This window comes from Pseudomonadota bacterium, assembly GCA_039028935.1.
Classification (GTDB): Bacteria; Pseudomonadota; Gammaproteobacteria; order Steroidobacterales; family SZUA-146; genus SZUA-146.
The window spans coordinates 1-18450 of sequence record JBCCHD010000034.1; the positions used below are offsets into that span (position 1 = coordinate 1).

13 protein-coding genes and 1 tRNA gene are annotated in these 18450 nt (G+C 57.0%); 7 read left to right on the top strand and 7 right to left on the bottom strand.

Annotated features, from left to right (window positions below; genetic code table 11):
* Positions 1-296: 296 nt before the first annotated feature.
* Positions 297-373 (bottom strand) — tRNA-Ile (locus AAF465_13885).
* A gap of 41 nt (positions 374-414) precedes the next feature.
* Entirely contained in the window at positions 415-1281 is an 867-nt protein-coding gene (locus AAF465_13890) for an NAD-dependent protein deacetylase (GenBank protein ID MEM7083815.1), read from the bottom strand.
* A 303-nt stretch (positions 1282-1584) separates the two neighbouring features.
* Between AAF465_13890 and AAF465_13895 the strand changes: the two genes are divergently transcribed.
* A complete protein-coding gene (locus AAF465_13895) occupies positions 1585-3288 on the top strand; it encodes an NAD-dependent malic enzyme (GenBank protein ID MEM7083816.1) in 1704 nt (567 codons plus the stop codon).
* A 39-nt stretch (positions 3289-3327) separates the two neighbouring features.
* Positions 3328-4047 (top strand): HAD-IA family hydrolase, encoded by a 720-nt coding sequence (locus AAF465_13900; protein ID MEM7083817.1) that lies wholly within the window; start codon positions 3328-3330, stop codon positions 4045-4047.
* Positions 4048-4163: 116 nt separating this feature from the next.
* Here the strand turns inward: AAF465_13900 and rpoD are convergent, their stop codons facing one another.
* Together rpoD and dnaG are read right to left on the bottom strand one after the other, a co-directional pair.
* Positions 4164-5975: an RNA polymerase sigma factor RpoD gene (gene rpoD, locus AAF465_13905; GenBank protein MEM7083818.1), complete on the bottom strand. Its 1812-nt coding sequence runs from the start codon at positions 5973-5975 to the stop codon at positions 4164-4166.
* Positions 5976-6077: 102 nt separating this feature from the next.
* On the bottom strand, positions 6078-7844 hold the full coding sequence (gene dnaG, locus AAF465_13910; GenBank protein MEM7083819.1) for a DNA primase: 1767 nt from the start codon (positions 7842-7844) through the stop codon (positions 6078-6080).
* A 119-nt stretch (positions 7845-7963) separates the two neighbouring features.
* Here dnaG and AAF465_13915 point away from each other — a divergent pair, with 119 nt between their 5' ends.
* Entirely contained in the window at positions 7964-8614 is a 651-nt protein-coding gene (locus tag AAF465_13915) for a class I SAM-dependent methyltransferase (protein ID MEM7083820.1), read from the top strand.
* Between the two features lie 17 nt (positions 8615-8631).
* Here AAF465_13915 and AAF465_13920 read toward each other — a convergent pair whose 3' ends face one another.
* Complete coding sequence (locus AAF465_13920) at positions 8632-9024, bottom strand: carboxymuconolactone decarboxylase family protein (GenBank protein MEM7083821.1); 393 nt, start codon at positions 9022-9024, stop codon at positions 8632-8634.
* Between the two features lie 242 nt (positions 9025-9266).
* Here AAF465_13920 and AAF465_13925 point away from each other — a divergent pair, with 242 nt between their 5' ends.
* Positions 9267-11240, top strand: a complete 1974-nt coding sequence (locus AAF465_13925) for a S9 family peptidase (GenBank protein MEM7083822.1) — start codon at positions 9267-9269, stop codon at positions 11238-11240.
* Between the two features lie 292 nt (positions 11241-11532).
* On the opposite strand, the gene AAF465_13930 is transcribed toward AAF465_13925, so the two are convergent.
* Both AAF465_13930 and AAF465_13935 read right to left on the bottom strand, forming a co-directional pair.
* Positions 11533-12633, bottom strand: a complete 1101-nt coding sequence (locus AAF465_13930) for an aromatic ring-hydroxylating dioxygenase subunit alpha (protein ID MEM7083823.1) — start codon at positions 12631-12633, stop codon at positions 11533-11535.
* Entirely contained in the window at positions 12630-13517 is an 888-nt protein-coding gene (locus AAF465_13935) for a MurR/RpiR family transcriptional regulator (GenBank protein ID MEM7083824.1), read from the bottom strand. The genes AAF465_13930 and AAF465_13935 overlap by 4 nt, the downstream gene beginning before the upstream one ends.
* A gap of 127 nt (positions 13518-13644) precedes the next feature.
* Between AAF465_13935 and AAF465_13940 the strand changes: the two genes are divergently transcribed.
* The 3 genes from AAF465_13940 (at position 13645) to AAF465_13950 (ending at position 18444) form a co-directional block, all read left to right on the top strand.
* Positions 13645-16116, top strand: a complete 2472-nt coding sequence (locus AAF465_13940; protein ID MEM7083825.1) for an FAD-dependent oxidoreductase — start codon at positions 13645-13647, stop codon at positions 16114-16116.
* A 106-nt stretch (positions 16117-16222) separates the two neighbouring features.
* Positions 16223-17323, top strand: coding sequence for an alcohol dehydrogenase family protein (locus AAF465_13945; protein MEM7083826.1), 1101 nt, complete (start codon positions 16223-16225; stop codon positions 17321-17323).
* Positions 17320-18444 (top strand): mandelate racemase/muconate lactonizing enzyme family protein, encoded by a 1125-nt coding sequence (locus AAF465_13950; GenBank protein ID MEM7083827.1) that lies wholly within the window; start codon positions 17320-17322, stop codon positions 18442-18444. The genes AAF465_13945 and AAF465_13950 overlap by 4 nt, the downstream gene beginning before the upstream one ends.
* Positions 18445-18450 lie beyond the last annotated feature (6 nt).

Below are 18450 nucleotides of genomic sequence, written 5' to 3' on the forward strand. Positions count from 1 at the left end.
CGCTGACCCTAATGAAGCCTAGTGTCCAAGTCCTCGCGAATTGTTACCCGTCCACTCGAAGGCTCTGTTAGGTCGCACTCCGAAGTTGCTCCCATTGCGGAGCATAAAATGCCGACACAAGTTCGCTGATTGAATCAAGCGTTCACCTATTACCTAAAACAGATATTGGCTTGCTGAGCAACGCGCTCTTGGACATGTCCTGAGCGGGTGAACGATGAATTTCATCGCGCGTCTTTGTCATTTCGGCGTTGTTCGCGTCGTTTTGTATTCAGCCGAATCGAACGGTTCGAAAAAATTGGTGGGCCCTGTAGGACTTGAACCTACGACCAAGGGATTATGAGTCCCCTGCTCTAACCAACTGAGCTACAGGCCCTTTGTGCGGACGGCAAGTATAGCGGGCGCGCGCGAAAACCGCTATGCGTCTTGTGGCTTGGGCATGCGCGCCACCGCGGCCGGCAGCAACGTGTTGGCATCGTCAGCAAATTTAAGGGTGGCCAGGTCATCGGCCCGCGTCATGCCCTGGTTGATGATCACGACCGGCAGGCCGCGCTGGTGGAAGTCACGGGCAATGCGAAACCCAGAGAAGACAATCAATGATGACCCGATCACGAGCAGGCGGCGGGTGGCGGCCTGCGCCGCCTGCGTGTTGCGCACCGTGTCGGCGGGGATGGTCTCGCCAAAGAACACCACGTCGGGTTTGAGCCGGCCGCCGCATCGTTCGCACCATGGAGGGTTGAATCCAGCATAGGCATCATCGCGCAGTTCGACGTCACCATCGGGTTTGCGGTTGGCCAGGTTGTAGGCGCGACGCGCCTCGTGTTGCGCCAACCACTGCTGATTGTTGTCGCGGATAACCGCTTGTAGCGTATCGCGATCATGGCGATTGCCGCAGGATTGGCACGATACGGTGCCCAGGCGTCCGTGTAAGTTGATTAGGCGCTGGGAGCCGGCGCGTTCGTGAAGGCCGTCGACATTCTGTGTAATCAGTGTGTGCAATCGTGCGCGGGCCTCGAGTTCGGCGAGCGCTTGGTGGGCTGCGTTGGGGTCGGCGCTGCCCATCGTGCGCCAACCAACCGAGCTACGCGCCCAGTATCGGCGGTAGATAAAGTCGCTGTCCATGAATTCACGATATTGCACTGGCTTAGCGTGCTTCCAGTTGCCGTCGGCATCGCGGTATTCGGGTATGCCGGACGCGGTGCTGATGCCCGCGCCTGTCAGCACCAGCAGCGGGGTAGGATCGCTCAAAAAGTCGGCGAGCGTTTGGGCATGTTGCGACGTCATGATGCGGCCGATGATCGCGAGTGGCGGTGAAGCGCCCGGTCTTGAGAGAGCGGCCATCCGCGTGACGAGAGATGCTGCGCATCGAATGATAATTGAGAAATAAAGCGACTCATCTCGTCGAAAGTGTAAAAGAGAATCGTGGCGACTGAAAGCGAGCGTGCGACAGGCCCTTAGGTGGATTGTCGAAGGATGGCGATTATCGAGCGCTTGTTGCGTGAGGGGAAACGGTTATCCCTTGATGTCTGAACGTCAGACTCGTAGAGTCTCACTTCTCTTTAAGCGGCCATGTTTTCAGGAGCCCGCATGAGCGAGCCGGTCAAGTTTTCATCCGATATGACACCCATTCGCGTGACCAAGCGCGGATACGAGGTTATTCGCGATCCATTGCTGAATAAAGGCACCGGCTTTAGCGGGAAAGAGCGCAAGGCGCTCGGGCTGGAGGGCTTGTTGCCGTTTGAGATTCACGATCAGGACACGCAGCGCGAGCGCATATATCGACGCCTGTCGCAATTGCCCAACGACCTGGCCAAGTACGAATCGATTACCGCGCTGCAGGACCGCAACGAGCATCTCTTTTATACGGTGCTGTGCGCCTATCTCGAAGAGCTACTGCCGATTATTTATACGCCCACTGTCGGACAAGCCACGAAGCGGTATAGCCACGTGTTTCGCCGAGCGCGTGGCGTTTGGATTACACCAAAACACCGTGGCCGCATTAGAGAGGTGTTGAAAAATGCCACCCATGGTCGCCAGGTAAAACTCATGGTGGTCACGGATAACGAGTCCATATTGGGTATTGGCGACCAAGGTGCCGGCGGCATGGCGATTTCTGTGGGCAAGCTGGCGCTCTATTGCGCAGCGGCGGGCATACACCCTTCAACGACTCTGCCTGTGAGTCTGGATGTGGGCACCGAAAACGCTTCCTTGCTCGATGATCCGCTCTATCTTGGGTGGCGTCACCGGCGGCTGCGCGGCGAGGAATACGAGTCGCTCGTTGAGGAGTTTGTCGACGCGGTGAACGAGGTCTTTCCCAATGTCATGCTGCAGTGGGAGGATTTTCGCAAAGACAACGCGCTGGCTATTCTCGATCGTTACACCCACCGCATCGCGTCCTTTAATGATGATATTCAAGGCACAGGCGCTGTGGCGCTCGCCGGTATCCAATCGGCGCTGCGTGTGAGTGGGCAATCGCTCGCAGCGCAACGCATCGTCATTTTGGGCGCTGGCGCAGCGGGATTGGGCATCGCACGTCAAATCAAAAATGGCCTGGCGAAGGCGGGACTCGACGCCGACGCGCAGTCCGCTGCCGTGGCGGTGCTCGACAGTCGTGGGTTGATTGTGAGTGACGCGCCGCTTCGTGATGAATACAAAAAGGAAATGGCCTGGTCCGAAGAGATCGCCGCACGCTACGGCCTTTCGGACCCATCCAATCGCGATCTATTGAGCGTCGTTCAGAACTTCCGGCCGACCGTTCTCATTGGCTCATCTGGTCAGTCCGGTGCTTTTACGCAGGACGTGATCACCACCATGGCGAGCCACACGGAGCGCCCGGTGATTTTGCCGTTTTCGAACCCCAATGATCTGTCGGAAGCCCGGCCGCGTGACGTGTACGATTGGACCGATGGTCGAGCGCTGGTGGCCACCGGAAGCCCGTTTGCCGACGTGACGTTTAATGACCGAACGTACAAAGTTGGACAGGGTAACAATGCGTTTATTTTTCCCGGTGTCGGGCTCGGCGCGCTGCTGTGCGGCGCGACGTCGATAACCGATGAGATGATCTCAGCGGCGGCCGATGCCTTAGCGCAGGCGCTGACCGATGACGAACTCGACCAAGGGCTCTTGTTTCCGCGAGTTGAGCGACTTCGAGCGGTGAGCCATCAGGTTGCTTGTGCCGTGATTCGCGAGGCCGTTGAACAAAACGTGGGTGCGCAGCCAGGCGACAATATCGAGGCATTTGTCGAAGCGGCGATGTGGAAACCGCTCTACCGCGAATACGTTGCCGAGTAGTCTTTCGATGCGTAAGCGTACAGCGATGCGGACCCTTCGATGAGCAATCGAGTCGATCTGTCGAGGATCAAAGCGCTAAGTTTTGATTTGGACGACACGCTGTGGGCCATCATGCCCATCATTCATCAAGCGGAGAAAGCGTCGCGCGATTGGTTGCTCGACCATTACCCCGACACCGCCTCCTTTTTTGCCACGCAAAGCGTACTCAGCTTGCGCGAAGCGGTGTTAGCCGACTATCCCGATCGTCATCATGATTTGAGCTTTTTGCGCAAGGAATGCATTGGTCGAGTGCTCGAGGACGCAGGCTACACGCGCGAGGGCGTAGACGGTGCATTCGAAGCGTTTTGCTACGCGCGCAACACGATCGAGCTATTTGATGATGTTGTGCCATTCTTCGACGAGTTTGCGTCGCGCTATGTGTTTCTTGCACTCACCAATGGCAATGCGAGCGTGGCGCGCACGCCGCTCAAAGACACCTTCGACACGTACCTCAACGCCATTAAGGTCGGCGCGGCTAAACCGGAGCCGATAATGTTTGAGACAGCGCTTGCGGCGCACACGCTCGCCCCCGATGAGATGCTTCATATTGGGGATGATCTGTATAGCGACGTGCAGGGGGCGGCCCAGCTCGCCATTCCGACTGTGTGGGTTAATCGCTTTGGCCGGCCATGGTTAGCGGAGTCGGATGTTCGGCCTGACTTTGTGATTAATTCGCTGACCCAGCTTGGCCATATTCTGGCCGCCACCGAACAGCGCTAGCGTCGAGCAAAAAAAACGGAAGCCGAAGCCTCCGTTTTTTGTCTGGGTCGCCGCCGGGAGCCGCCGATAGATTGGCTCGCCGTGGGCGTGCAGTCAGTTTCCTTCGCGGGCTGCCATCAATCCTCAAGCAAGAAACTGCGAAGCTGATCCGAACGACTTGGGTGGCGTAGTTTGCGCAGCGCTTTTGCTTCAATCTGACGAATACGTTCCCGTGTCACATCGAACTGCTTGCCCACTTCTTCAAGTGTGTGGTCGGTATTCATGTCGATGCCGAAGCGCATGCGCAGCACTTTGGCCTCGCGCGGGGTAAGACCGGCGAGCACGTCGTGCGTGGTTTCTTTGAGCCCTTCGGACGTGGCCGACATAATGGGGCTGTCAGCGCCGGTGTCCTCAATGAAATCGCCGAGGTGCGAATCTTCGTCGTCGCCAATCGGTGTCTCCATCGAGATGGGCTCTTTGGCGATCTTGAGTACCTTGCGCACCTTGTCTTCCGGCATTTCCATGCGCTCTGATAGCTCTTCGGGTGTGGGCTCGCGGCCCATTTCTTGGAGCATTTGTCGCGAGATGCGGTTGAGCTTATTGATCGTTTCGATCATGTGCACCGGAATGCGGATCGTGCGGGCCTGGTCGGCGATCGAGCGCGTGATGGCTTGTCGGATCCACCACGTTGCGTACGTGGAGAACTTATAGCCTCGACGATATTCGAATTTATCGACCGCTTTCATCAAGCCGATGTTGCCTTCCTGAATGAGATCCAGAAACTGCAAACCGCGGTTGGTGTACTTTTTCGCAATCGAAATCACCAGACGTAAGTTCGCCTCCACCATTTCCTTCTTGGCGCGACGGGCTTTGGCCTTACCAATCGACATTTGTCGGTTGATCTCTTTGATCTCGTTGATCGACATGCGCGACACTTCCTGAATCAGCACCAGCTTACGCTGTGCTCGCAGGATGTCGGTTTTGAGCTTGGACAAAATCGACGAGTGCTTACGCTTCGCGCGAATGTGTTTGTCGATCCACTCAAGGTTGGTTTCGTTCGCCGGGAAGCTGCTGATGAAATCACGGCGCGGCATGCCGGCCTGCTGTACGCAGTAGCGCATGACCTGACGCTCATGGGTGCGAATCTCGTCGATCGCGTAACGCACTTTCTCAGCCAGCGCATCCGAACATTTCGGCGCCAGTTTCAGGTGCATGAGCTCGTCGACTACCTGATCACGTAGTTTTTCGGTTTTGGGGTCTGAGCCTTCGCCATTTTCGATGTTGGTCAGAATCTTGTTGTGCAGCCGCTTGATTTTTCCAAAGCGGCGCTTGACCTCGGCCGGATCGGGGCCGGTATCGGGCTCATCGTCATCATCGTTTTGCACGCCGCCGGGTGGAATCGGCTCATCAGGTGCGTGCGGATCCAAAAAGCCCGTCATGATGTCGGCCAGTCGACCTTCGCCATCCACGGTTTCTTGATAGGCGTTGAGTAGGAAATCGATGCTGGATGGAAAACGACCCATCGCGCGACGCACCTGATTGAGGCCGTCCTCTATCCGCTTTGCGATCTCGATTTCGCCTTCGCGTGTGAGCAGCTCCACGGTGCCCATTTCGCGCATGTACATGCGAACTGGATCCGTCGTACGACCAAACTCGCTATCGGCCGTTGCGAGCGCGGCTGCGGCTTCCACAGCGGCATCGTCGTCGGTGTTGACGGCGGTGTCAGACAGCACGATGGAGTCGGCGTCGGGGGCTTTTTCGTAAACGGTAATGCCCATGTCATTAATCATGTTTACGATTTCTTCAATCTGCTCCGGGTCGACTATGTCGTTGGGGAGGTGATCGTTGATCTGCCCGTAGGTCAGGTACCCTTGCTCCTTGCCGTTGGCAATGAGCTGTTTGATTTGCGACTGTTTGTCAGTCGTCACATTAGTTTGTTCTGGTTGCATGGAGTGTGCTCTACCTCAATCTGCCATGGGCCGTAGCCGTGCTTCAGCCAAGCCGGCCATGATATAGGAACAGCTTATAAATGGCTACAAAATAAGCATTTTTCAAGCCCGGGCTAAAAACCGGTTTAGCTGTGTAAGCTCCTGATTTTGTTCACTAGTTATTGAGCCGGTGTACAACAGCTGTTGCAATTCGTCACGTCGAATTTCGGCTTCGTAGGTTTGCACGAGTCGGTCAAAAGTTTCTGCAATTTCTATGCCAGTCTCTTCTGTTGCCTCCAGTTCTGAGCGCTTCGACGCGATTCGCATCAGGTACTCATAATGCTTGGACTCTCTGTCCCGCCATCGTTCCACGAGCATGGCCGAATTATGAATGTCGGACTCCTGAAGTTCCTCGAGTACCTCGATCAGTAAGGGAATACCGGGTATGGGTAGATCCTCGAGTTTGGACGGCCATTCTAAGCGGGCGGCAATCTGCGGGAAGTGCACGATTCGTTCGATCGCGGCGTGCACCCACTTGCGGTAGCCGCTCAGCTTGCCCGGCGCCTCGGGTTTGGGCGGCGTGGGACGCCTGGCCGAGGAGGGCGATGCCGCCTGTTGTGGAATATGTTGTGTGAGGGTACGAGCGGAGACGGACGCAGCGCGGGCCACGCTGTCGATGAGCATGTCCCGATAAATGCCGTTGGGCACCCGCTGGATGAGCGGTTTGGCCGCCTCAGCAAAGCGTGCGCGCCCGTCGAGATGGCTCATGTCGATGTCGGCGCTTAAATGGTTGATTAAAAACTCGGATAGTGGCGTAGCCTGATGCACGCGGCGTTCAAACGCCTCGCGGCCTTCCTCTTTGACCAGACTGTCCGGATCATGACCGTCGGGCAAAAACAAAAATGACAGCGTGCGACCGTCGCGCACTTCTGGCAAGCATGTCTCTAACGCGCGCCATGCCGCCTTGCGGCCCGCATTGTCGCCATCAAAGCAAAACACCACTTCTTGTGAAATGCGAAACAGTTTCACCAGATGATCGCGCGTGCAGGCCGTGCCCAATGTCGCCACAACGTTGCCGATGCCGGCCTCGTGCAGCGCCACGACATCCATATACCCTTCCACCATGAGCACCGTGCTCAAATCAAATCGTGCCTGGCGTGCTTCGTATAGACCGTAGAGTTCGCGTCCTTTTTGAAACACCGGCGTTTCGGGTGAGTTGAGGTATTTTGGATTCTCGTCTTCGATGACCCGACCACCGAAGGCGATGGTGCGTCCGCGCGGATCTCGAATGGGAAACATGACGCGATTGCGGAAGCGATCGTAGTGGCCGCCGCTTTCCTCTCGCTCAATGATCAGCCCCGCGGTCTCCAGGTGCTGGTTGTCGATGTGGTCGAAGTGCCTGAGCAGTCCATCCCAGCCTTTTGGCGCAAAACCGACGGCAAAGCGCTTGGCGATTTTGCCGGATAAGCCACGACGTTTTAGATAGTCGATGGCGACGGGTGCGTCTCGCAGCTCACGCTGAAAAAAATCGCTGGCTTGGTCCATGAGGCCATACAGGTCAAATTCGGGCTGACTCGGGGCGCGACGCCCCTGCTCGCGGGGCACGTCCATGCCCAGTTGGCCGGCCAGGTCCTCGACGGCCTCGACGAAACTCAGCTGCTCGTAGTCCATTAAGAAACCGAGCGCCGTGCCGTGTGCCCCGCAGCCGAAGCAGTGATAGAACTGCTTGTGAGGTACCACGTGAAAAGAAGGGGTTTTTTCGTCGTGAAACGGGCAGCACGCCTTAAATTCTCGCCCCGCTTTTTTGAGCGGCACGCGCTGGCCGATCACCTCGACAATGTCGACGCGGGCCATGAGGCCGTCGATAAAGTGTTGAGGAATTTTACCCATGGATTAGCGAGGACAGTGGCTGGAACACAGGCAGACTATAAAACATTTGATCGGGTGGCGGTGACCGACGCGAGATTCCCTGATAGGGTGGTGCCCATTTTTGAGACGGAGTGCGACGCATGAGAATGGTGATCCTATCGCTGCTGGCTTTGGCCGCTGCCGCGATCATCCGCAAGGGCTTGCGCTACAGTCACTTAAGTCCTCTGCTGCCACGCAAATACAACTTTGGCAAACGCGGAGTAACCCTGCGTGAAACGCTGCGGCTCCTGACCGAGCGTCGCTGCAGTGTGCTGGTCGAAACCGGCGTTGCGCGCAACGGTCTGGAAAAAACCAAGGGTGACGGTGCCTCGACCATCGTTTTTGCGCTGTGGGCGAAAGCGCACGATGCGCGACTTCATACGGTGGATATTGACGGCGGCGCGATCGCCACCGCTAAGACCACGCTCGATAGCCTGCATCTCACTGATTGTGTCAAGCTGCATACCTCTGACTCGGTCGCGTTTCTCGAAGCGTTCGATGAGCCGGTCGATTTTCTGTATCTCGACAGCTACGACTACCACCGGCATGACACGTCGATTCAGCAGGCGAGCCAAGAGCACCACCTCAAAGAATTCAAAGCGATTGAATCCCGTCTTCACGACGGGTCCTTTGTGCTCATTGACGACTGCGATCTACCCGCCGGCGGTAAGGGTAAGCTCGTGATCGACTACATGTTGGGACGCGGCTGGAAAATGCACTTGCTGAAGTATCAGGCGTTGCTCACGCGTTGACGTGCGCAGCGATACGGTCAAAGCAAGCCGTTTTCCTCGAGCACTTTGCGTGCCACGCGAAAGCACTCCAGTGCGGCAGGTACACCCGCATAGATACCCACCACGTGGATGATCGCGCGAATCTGTTCGGGCGTGACGCCATTGGTCAGCGCGCCGCGACAGTGAATTTCCCACTCGTGCATTTTGCCTAGCGCGCCGATCATGGCGAGATTCATCATGGATCGGGTCTTCTCATCGATGGCGTCATCGCCCCATCCGAATCCCCAACACCAAGCGGTCATGGCTTCCTGAAAGGGTCGCGTAAAGTCGTCGGCCGCGGCGAGGTTGTTTTCCACATACTCCGCACCCAGTGTGGCTTTGCGTTTCGTGAGACCGGTGTCAAAAAGGGTGTCCAATGACTGCTTGCTCATAATGTGATCCTCAGTGTGCGTCTACGAAGAGTGGACGACACTATACGCGATTTGCAATGCGCGTCGACACACGGTCCAGCGCATAGCCACCATACCGATAGGCTCACTATCACAAGATATTTTGGCCGACATGAGTCCCGACGACCCAGCGCCTGGCTGTTGGGCGTCGCAGTGCAGCGTTTTGCGCTTGCCGTGTTGCTGCTAGACTCACGACAGAAAAATAATGGAGGGCAGAATAGAACATGAAGACAATAACGAATGAAACGACATATCTTTACGCGCCACTCATACTGGCGCTGAGTCTGTTAATGACGGTGCCTTCTTGGGGGGAAGGGCCGTCGTCACCCGCTGAGCTACCGCTCAAAGCCTTTGCTCAGCTTCCGCTGATGCAAGATGTTGAGCTCTCGCCGGATGGTACGCACATCGCGTTTATGTATCCCATCGACGGACGCAATCACATCGTGATTCAGCCCGTGTTCAATGCGGATCAGCGAAAAGTCATTCCGCCGCCCGGTGAGCTCGAGTTTGATTGGTTGCGCTGGGCGAACGATGAGCGATTGGTGTTCGTGGCCAATTATTTTGATCGTCGTTCAAACGTCGAGACGGTTGAAACACGACTGGCGTCGATCAAGCGCGATGGCACGGATGTGAAATGGATCATCAAACCCGCGGCACCGAAGTCCACAGCCGGGTCTCGGTTATCGCGAACCGCCGAGAGCGTGGCACCACAGCTGCAAGACGACGTGATCGACTGGTTGCCGAGTGATCCCGACCATATTTTGGTGGCGCTGGATGAGGATTTTGATGCGCGCTGGGAAGTGCGCAAAGTCAATGTCAATAACGGCGATTACAAAATTGTGCGTGGTGGCTTCGAGGGCGTTCAGAACTGGAAATCCGACGCTGACCACGTCGTGCGTTTAGGTTGGGGTTATGACCAGTCCGAATTCAAAGTGATTTACTTGAATCAAGATGGCGACTGGAAAAGTGCGGTGCGCACCGATTGGTGGGACCGAGGATGGCGTCCCGGCGCGTTTACCGACGATCCCGAGGTGGTTATCGCCAGTGGCTACGACCAGGGTCGTGCCATTTACTCTAAAATTAATATTTCCTCTGGAGACGTACTAGAACCGGTCTTTAGCCACGATCAATACGATGCCGACTATCTATTAAGCGAAGGCTATACCGGGGGTATTGTGGGCGTGCGCTACACGTCGCACTTTCCGCAAACAAAGTACTTTGACGCTGAACTCGATAAGCTGCAGCGTTCGGCTGAAAAAGCGTTTGCCGGCATGAATGTGCAGCAGGTCAGTCATTCGGCTGATCGAAAGCAACTGCTCATCAAAGTCTCAAGCGACAATGATCCGGGTGTGATGTACATGTGGGATCGTGAAAACAAGAGCATGGATGTGCTGTCGGAGATGATGCCCGGGCTGCTGCCAGAGCTCTTGAGTTCGGTTAAGCCGATAAGCTATGCCGCTCGCGATGGCTATGACATTCCTGGTTATTTGACGTTACCGAAAGGCAAGGGCGATAAAAATCTGCCTACTGTGATTATGCCGCACGGTGGGCCGAGTGCGCGAGATGATCAGAGTTTTTGGTTTCTCTCACAGTTTCTGGCCTCACGGGGTTATGCAGTGCTTCAGCCCAATTTTCGTGGTTCGACCGGATACGGAGCCGCGCACGAGAATGCCGGTGCGAAGCAGTGGGGCGGTCTTATGCAGGATGATGTCACCGATGCCGCGAAGTGGATTGTCAGTAGCGGGATTGCCGATCCCGAACGTATATGCATCGTGGGCTGGTCGTATGGTGGGTATTCCGCCGCAATGGGCGCGGTGAAAACACCGGACCTATTTCGCTGTGCCGCGAGCATAAACGGCGTGTTGGATATTCCGCGTCAGGTGAACGACGGTCGCAAATACGTCGGTGGTAAAGCCTGGTCGGAAGCGATATCGCTGGAGGGGGCGAGCCTTAAGGATATTTCGCCTTTACATCAGGCTGAGAAAATCACCATACCCATGCTGATTATCCAGGCCAAAGATGACGCGCGCGTGCATAAAGAGCAAGGTTCGAGTATGGCCAAGCGTCTCGATAAGCTGGGTAAAACCCATACGTACATTACCGTCGATCACGGCGGGCACAGCATGAACAACGAGCCCGCGCGAGCCATTATTTTGGAGTCGGTAGAACGATTCCTCGATAGCAATATCGGCACCTGACGGAACCAGTTACGCAACCTGCGGCCGCGGCCTACGAGGCCGCGGCTTTTTTTATGCGCATAGTGGTGAGTCGTGTGGTGCTGACGGTGTGACACCGCGGCAAAGGTGTTTGAGTTTTTTTCTTTTTTTGCAGACGGCGTCGTGCTCGTCTGTTGAACGGATAGAGAATCGTTCCGAATGGCAGTACGCCACTATGTCTCCGTGCCGGCGACAGACTGAGAAAATTGACGCCGACGGCGCGCGTCCAGCCGGACTGTGATAGCGGTGGATAGTGGCCGGACGATCCGTCGAACTAGCTGTCGGCCGGCAGCCCTTGTTGATACCAATCATGCAACGCGCGAATGGAATGTTCAGAGCGCACGCCGCCGGCGGGATCGAGCACGAGCGGCCCCGGCCGATAGCCGCGGCTATTGAGGCCGCGCTGCACGGATTCAACAAGACGTATGTCTTCGGCCACGGTCGTGTCGCGGTCCTGAATGGCCAATTGTCGAGCCACGTCGGGATCGATGTGGCCACCTTCATACCATCCGCGAATCACGTCAACGCGGGCTTCGCCCAGGTCGCGCCAGTGGTAGGTGTTGAGCACGTTTCCGGGGTACACCTGAAACGAAAACATGGGCCATAAGAACCATGAAGAGTAGTTGCCGGCTTTTGCGTGGCCGTCCAGATCGATCGGGTAGGTCATGCTGTCGAGGTTTTGGCATTCGGTCGTGTGGCGCAGGCAATGACCTTGCGGCTGGATGTCGTAGGTTGATGGCTTGACCACCCCCTTGGAAAAGGTCGGGTGATTGCGTTCGCAGTGGTAACACTCCGAGTAGTTTTCGATCGACACTTTCCAGTTGCAGTCTTCCGCGACACTGACCCATTGCTGGAGTTTGAGTTGGTCAAGATGCGGCACATACGCACTGAGCTCGTCCCGCACACCAGGAAACCACTCATCCATCGGGCGCGCATTCTCATCGAGATTCACAAACACAAAGCCCAAAAAGATCTCGGTGCGAACAGACGTCAAACAGATCTGGCTTTTGTCAAAGCCCGGGGTCACGTTAATGTTGGGACCGGCGCGAAGTTCACCGCTCAGTTCGTATGTCCAGGCGTGATACGGGCACACAAGCAGACGGGCGTTGCCATTGCCGTTGACCAGCTCGTGGGCGCGATGCTGGCACACGTTGTAGAACGTATTGATCTGGTTATCTTTACCGCGAACGCAAAACAGCGCTTGGCCGGCCACCGTAAAGCTCACATAGTCGCCCGGCTTGGTTAATTCGCTCTCGTGTGCGGCAAACTGCCAGGTGGAGGCCAGCACCGTATTTTTTTCCAGCGCGTACACATCCGGATCGGTGTAGTACCGGGCCGCCAGTGCTTTGCGTGGTTCGGTGGGCGAATGGTTCATGCGTCCTCATCATCCACGTAAACGCCAAGCTCAGTGCGGCGGGCGTGGAACTGTTCGATCTTGTCAACGACGTCGGGGTCAGCTTCGGCGATGACAAACGCCATGAGCGTTTCCAATAACGCACTTGTGGCGAGCGTCGATGTAAAAAACTGCGGTGTTTGCGTTTGTACCACAAAGCGTATGGGGCTACCCATGACCACAGGCGACGCCGGACTGTCTGAAATACCGATGACTTGGACACCGCGGGCGCGCGCTAATTTAACCGCGCTGAGAACTTCCGCTCGGTAGGGTTTGAATGTCATCACGAGCAACACGTCTTCTGGCCCCGCGCGCGCAATGTCGTCGGTCGCGAGCTGTCCGGCGCGTGGGATGGCGTGCACGTTGTCGAGGGCCATGTCGGCAAGATAGGCAAACTGGCGGGCTAGCGTGTGGTTGATGCCCACGCCGAGCACAAAGGTATGGCGGGCACCGATGATCGCGTCGGCGGCGACCTTAATATCCGGCGCGCCAGTTGCCGCGAACGTGCGCTGTAGGTTATGCATAGCGGAATCGGCCATCGCGGCGTAGAGACCGTCAAGACGACTGTTTTGCGCAAGCGACTGCAACCAACGGGCGCGGTCGGGGAAACTTAAGCCTCCGCGTCGAAGCTCCTCACGAAACGGGGCGCGAAACTCATCGTAGCCGCTGTAGCCGCACGCCCGAGATAAACGCACTAAAGTGTTGGGTTTGACGGCCGCCAGGCCCGCTAATTCGCGAATGGAGCTCACGCCAACATCATTAGGATTTTCAAGGGCATACACCGCTGCTTTGTGAAGCTCGGGGGTCATTTCCGGAAGCTGCACAAAGAGTTCTCTGAGCGTATCGTCGAGCGTGGCGGTGGTCATCGTCGTGAATGGCTGCCTTGTGACTGTCCCGTAAAAGTACAAATGTTTTATTATTCGTTGACAATGGTACAAATGTTCTATTAGCGTGTCCAGGTGGCAGCAAGCGTAGCGGCAGGAGTTTTCGCGGGTGAGTGAACACAACGGTAAGTCGGTGCCATCGCAGGCACGCGTCGTGATTGTGGGTGGCGGCATTATGGGGTGTGGGCTTGCCTACCATTTGGCACACGCCGGCTGGACAGACATCGTGTTGCTGGAGAAAGCCGCGCTCACATCGGGTTCGACTTGGCACGCCGCTGGGCAGATCACCCACTCCACATCGAGCTATGGGCTGGGTCGGTGTGTCGATTACAACATCGGCTTGTACTCGGGCTTGTTGGAAGAAGAAACCGGGCAATCGGTCACCTGGCATGGTTGCGGATCGCTGCGCCTGGCCTACACCGACGACGAAATGGACTGGTTGCGCCACACCATGAGTGTCGGCAGCTCATTAGGTTTTCCGATGGAGATGGTGGGCCCGCAGCGCATTCGTCAATTGCATCCGTTTTACAACCTCGACGGCGTTCAGGGCGCGCTGCATACGCCTGAGGATGGTCATGTCGACCCGTCAGGCGTGACGCAGGCGTTGGCCAAAGGTGCGCGACAACTTGGTGCGCGCATCGTGACGCGTTGTCGCGCCACCAATATCACGCGTACCGCAAATGGCGAATGGCAGGTGGATACCGAGCGCGGGTCAATCCGTTGCGAGCACGTCGTTAACGCTGGCGGCACCTATGCGCGACAGATGGGTGAGTGGTCTGGGCTACAGCTGCCCATGACGTCCATGACCCATCACTATTTAATCACCGATACGGTTCCACAGTTTGTTGACCTGGAGCACGAGTTGCCGGTAGTGCGCGACGACCGCTTGGTGTCCGGCTACATTCGCATGGAGCAAAAGTCAGGCCTTATCGGTATCTATGAAAAAACCGATCCCAACACCGTGTGGGAAACGCATTGTCCGTGGGAGGCTGAGAACGAGCTTTTTGAAGCGGACTACGACCGCATTATGCCGTGGTTGGAGAACGCCATGGATCGGATGCCGATTTTGGCCGAAGTGGGCATTAAGCAGGATGTGCATGGGGCGATTTCCCATCCGCCTGACGGTAATCCACTTATCGGTCCAGTCGGTGGTGCACCCAATTATTGGTGTTGCTGTGGCACGCAGATCGGCATCGGCTGGGGGCCGGGTCTCACGCGCGAACTGGCAGCTTGGATGGTCCATGGCGCCGCCAACATCTCGATGCGCGAGTTCGATCCGCGGCGATTTGGCGACTACGCCACACCCGACTGGCAGATTGTGAAGGCCAAAGAAGACTACTGTCTGCGACACGAAATTCCGTTTCCTCACTTTAACCGCCTTGAAGGACGGCCGATCAAACCAAGTCCGATGTATGACGTGTTGAAAGACAAAGGCGCGGTGTTTGAAGAGGTGTTTGGTCATGAGCGGCCGCGTTGGTTTGCACCAGCGGGTACCGAACCGGTGGACCAATATTCGTTTCAGCGCAACGCTGTACATGACATTGTGGCGGCTGAAGTGGCTGGCGTTCGCGAGCGCGTCGGGATCATGGATATCACCGCGTTTGCCAAGGTCGAAGTCGCCGGTCCTGAAGCGGCGAAATTTCTCGATGCGCTGATTGCGAATCGCTTGCCGAGCAAGGTGGGCGGTATTATTTTGACGCACCTTCTCAGTGACGCCGGCCGCATTGAACTCGAGCTCACTATTGCGCGTCTCGAAGACGCTCGTTACTACCTCACCTGCGCCGCGTTTTTCGAACAGCGATTGCTCGATCATCTGCATCGCTTTGAGCCCGGTCCAGACGTCGACATCATCAATCGCTCAAGCACCTGGTCGGCGTTGGCGCTGCAGGGACCGAGAAGTCGAAGCGTGTTGGCCGATAACACCTCGTCCGATTTGAGTAACGCGGGTTTTCGCTGGCTAACAGCACAAGAGATTTCGGTGGCGGGCCATCCGCTTTGGGCATTGAGACTGTCGTACGCGGGGGAACTTGGTTGGGAACTGCATGGACCGCGCGAATCGATGGGCGCGGTGTACACCGCGTTAGCCGATTCTGGAGTGCCACACGGAATGGTCGACTACGGCTCGTTCGCGATGAATGTCATGCGTATGGAGAAGGGATTCAAAGGGGCCGGCGAACTCACCAATGAGGTGACACTGCCCGAAGCCGATGTCATGCGGTTTGTGAAACTCGACAAACCGACGTTCGTTGGCAAAGCGGCGACGGAGCGCAGTGCCGCAGATGCCAATCCGCCATGGCGATGCGTGTATTTAGGCATCGATCCACCCACGGATTCTGCACTCATGAGCGATGGACACGGTGGCGAGGCGGTACTACTTAATGGTCAGGCGGTCGGCTCGACAAGCTCCATGGTGTTTGGCCACTCGGTGGGTATGGGCCTCGCGTTCGCCTACGTCAAACCCGATGCGGCACGTCCTGGCACCGAGCTTGAGGTGCTGATTATGAACGAACGCCGCGCTGCGCGTGTTCTCGATAAGCCTGCGTATGATGCCGAGAGCCTGTTGCCCCGTGTGGATGGCTAGCGTAAGCGCGGAAGCGGCTCGCTTGGCATGCCAACGACCCGTAGCGCTTGCTGTTGCCGCCACACCCGATTATTTTTAATGGCCTTCATGCAGGGATAACAACACGATGCAACAGACCGTCCCACCCACCATGCAGGCCATGCTGCTGACCGGACACGGCGGCTACGACAAACTCGTTTTTCGTGACGACGTGCCAACGCCTGTGCCCATGGCCGGTGAAGTGCTCATTCAGGTGCACGCCTGTGGGCTGAACAATACCGATATCAACACGCGCACAGCGTGGTATTCAAAAGGCGTTACCTCAAACACGAGCGATACCGCTCAGGATAACGCCGACGATGAGGATGCGGGGTGGGGCGGCACATCGATTACGTTCCCACGTATTCAAGGTGCCGACGTGGCCGGTACTGTCGTCGCGCTGGGCGAAGGTGCCAACCCGTCGCTGCTTGGCCAACGGGTCATGATTGATACCTGGCTTAGAGATTGGGATCACCCCCTTGATATGAATCGCACCGGCTACTACGGCAGCGAACTCGATGGTGGGTATGCGCAGTACACGAAAATCGATCAGCGCCATGTTCACGTGGTGGATTGCGCGCTGAGTCACGCCGAACTTGCGACCTTCGCGACGTCGTACATCACGGCAGAAAACATGCTGGAACGCGCAAACGTTGCAGACGGTGACACAGTGTTGGTGACCGGTGCGTCGGGTGGTGTGGGTTCGGCGCTTATTCAATTGGCGCATCGTCGTGGCGCGCGCGTGGTGGCGTTGAGCGGCGAGAGCAAGCACGAACAGCTCGCCGCGTTGAACCCGGCGGCCATTCTGCCACGCTCGCCCGTTCATTTAGCGGACGCCCTGGAGGACGCGCTTGGCGTGCGCAGCGTCAGTGTGGTGGCGGACGTCGTGGGCGGAATGCTGTTTGGTCAGCTCATCGACGCGCTGGATCGCGGCGGGCGTTTCACGTGCGCTGGCGCCATCGCCGGGCCGATTGTCGAATTTGACTTACGTACGTTTTATTTAAAAGACCTGACCTTTACCGGCGCCACAATTGTTCCGCCGGGCTTATTTGCGCGACTAGTGTCGTACATTGAGCGCGGCGAGGTGCAGCCGCTGCTGGCCAAGACTTTCCCGCTGCAGGCGCTACATGAGGCTCAAAAAGCGTTTGTGGCGAAAGAACACCTCGGAAACATAGTGGTTGAGCCGTGAGTTCGCGCGATTCGATCATCGAGCGCGTGACCGTTTGGCATAAAGTGCTGCCGCTCACACATCCGTACGCTCTATCGGGTGGCCGCTTGCGGGTAGAGGCGCTCGATTCGACGATCGTGCGCGTGGAGTGCGCTGACGGACTGAGCGGCTGGGGTGAGGGTTGTCCGTGGGGGCACACGTATCTTCCTGCATTTGGGCCCGGACTGCGTGCCGCGATTGAATTATTGGTACCGGTATTGATTGGCGCCGATGCGCGCGGCATCGATGTGCTCAATCGGGCGATGGACGTTCAGCTCCCGGGCCATCTGTATGCCAAGTCGCCGCTGGATATTGCGTTGTGGGATATCGCTGCGAAACGCGCCGGCGTACCGCTCTACACGCTGCTCGGTGGCGCAGATGGTGACGCCGTCGAGATTAATTCCTCGATTTCTAGCGGCACGCCCGACGAGATGATCGCTCATATTCAAACCGCACGTGACCAAGGCTATCGCACGCACTCGGCCAAAATCGGTGGCTCGGATGCCGCGCTGGATATCGCTCGCATCAACGCGATCGACGCCTTCACGCAAGACGACGAGCACGTGACCTTTGATGTGAATCGGGCTTGGATGCCGGCAACCGCCATTGAAGTCATGAATTCCGTCACGACACAAGAGTGGTTCGAGCAACCTTGCGACACGCTAACGCAGTGCGAAAGCGTCGCGCACAATACAACGCAAAAAATCATGCTCGATGAGTGCTTACACACGTTTGATGATCATCTGCGCGCGTGGCGACAAGCTGTCTGCCAAGGCGTGAAGGTCAAACCCAACCGGCTGGGCGGCATCACGAAGGCGCGTCAAGTGCGCGACTTTGGGGTGAGTGTCGGTTGGCAAATGCATGTGGAGGATTTGGGTGGCACTGTCTTAGCGGACACCGCCGCGATGCATTTGGCGTGGTCGACGCCCGCGCCCAATCGATTGGCGTCTTGGCTAAGTCACGCACACCTGACCGATGATTATTTGCCGGGTCAGGGTGCCCGCGCGGTGGGCGGTCACATCCAGCTCGCACCTGAGCCGGGTTTGGGAATTGCGCCACCAGAGGACTGGCTTGGCGAACCCTTTGCCGTCCATGTACGTTAATGCGGA

Excerpts from the sequence above, each read along its gene's own strand:
- AAF465_13945 (MEM7083826.1), top strand. The coding sequence starts at position 16,223 with ATGCAACAGACCGTCCCACCCACCATGCAGGCCATGCTGCTGACCGGA.
- AAF465_13930 (MEM7083823.1), bottom strand. The coding sequence starts at position 12,633 with ATGAACCATTCGCCCACCGAACCACGCAAAGCACTGGCGGCCCGGTAC.
- AAF465_13895 (MEM7083816.1), top strand. The coding sequence starts at position 1,585 with ATGAGCGAGCCGGTCAAGTTTTCATCCGATATGACACCCATTCGCGTG.
- AAF465_13915 (MEM7083820.1), top strand. The coding sequence starts at position 7,964 with ATGAGAATGGTGATCCTATCGCTGCTGGCTTTGGCCGCTGCCGCGATC.
- AAF465_13890 (MEM7083815.1), bottom strand. The coding sequence starts at position 1,281 with ATGACGTCGCAACATGCCCAAACGCTCGCCGACTTTTTGAGCGATCCT.
- AAF465_13925 (MEM7083822.1), top strand. The coding sequence starts at position 9,267 with ATGAAGACAATAACGAATGAAACGACATATCTTTACGCGCCACTCATA.
- AAF465_13935 (MEM7083824.1), bottom strand. The coding sequence starts at position 13,517 with ATGACCACCGCCACGCTCGACGATACGCTCAGAGAACTCTTTGTGCAG.
- AAF465_13920 (MEM7083821.1), bottom strand. The coding sequence starts at position 9,024 with ATGAGCAAGCAGTCATTGGACACCCTTTTTGACACCGGTCTCACGAAA.
- dnaG (MEM7083819.1), bottom strand. The coding sequence starts at position 7,844 with ATGGGTAAAATTCCTCAACACTTTATCGACGGCCTCATGGCCCGCGTC.
- rpoD (MEM7083818.1), bottom strand. The coding sequence starts at position 5,975 with ATGCAACCAGAACAAACTAATGTGACGACTGACAAACAGTCGCAAATC.
- AAF465_13900 (MEM7083817.1), top strand. The coding sequence starts at position 3,328 with ATGAGCAATCGAGTCGATCTGTCGAGGATCAAAGCGCTAAGTTTTGAT.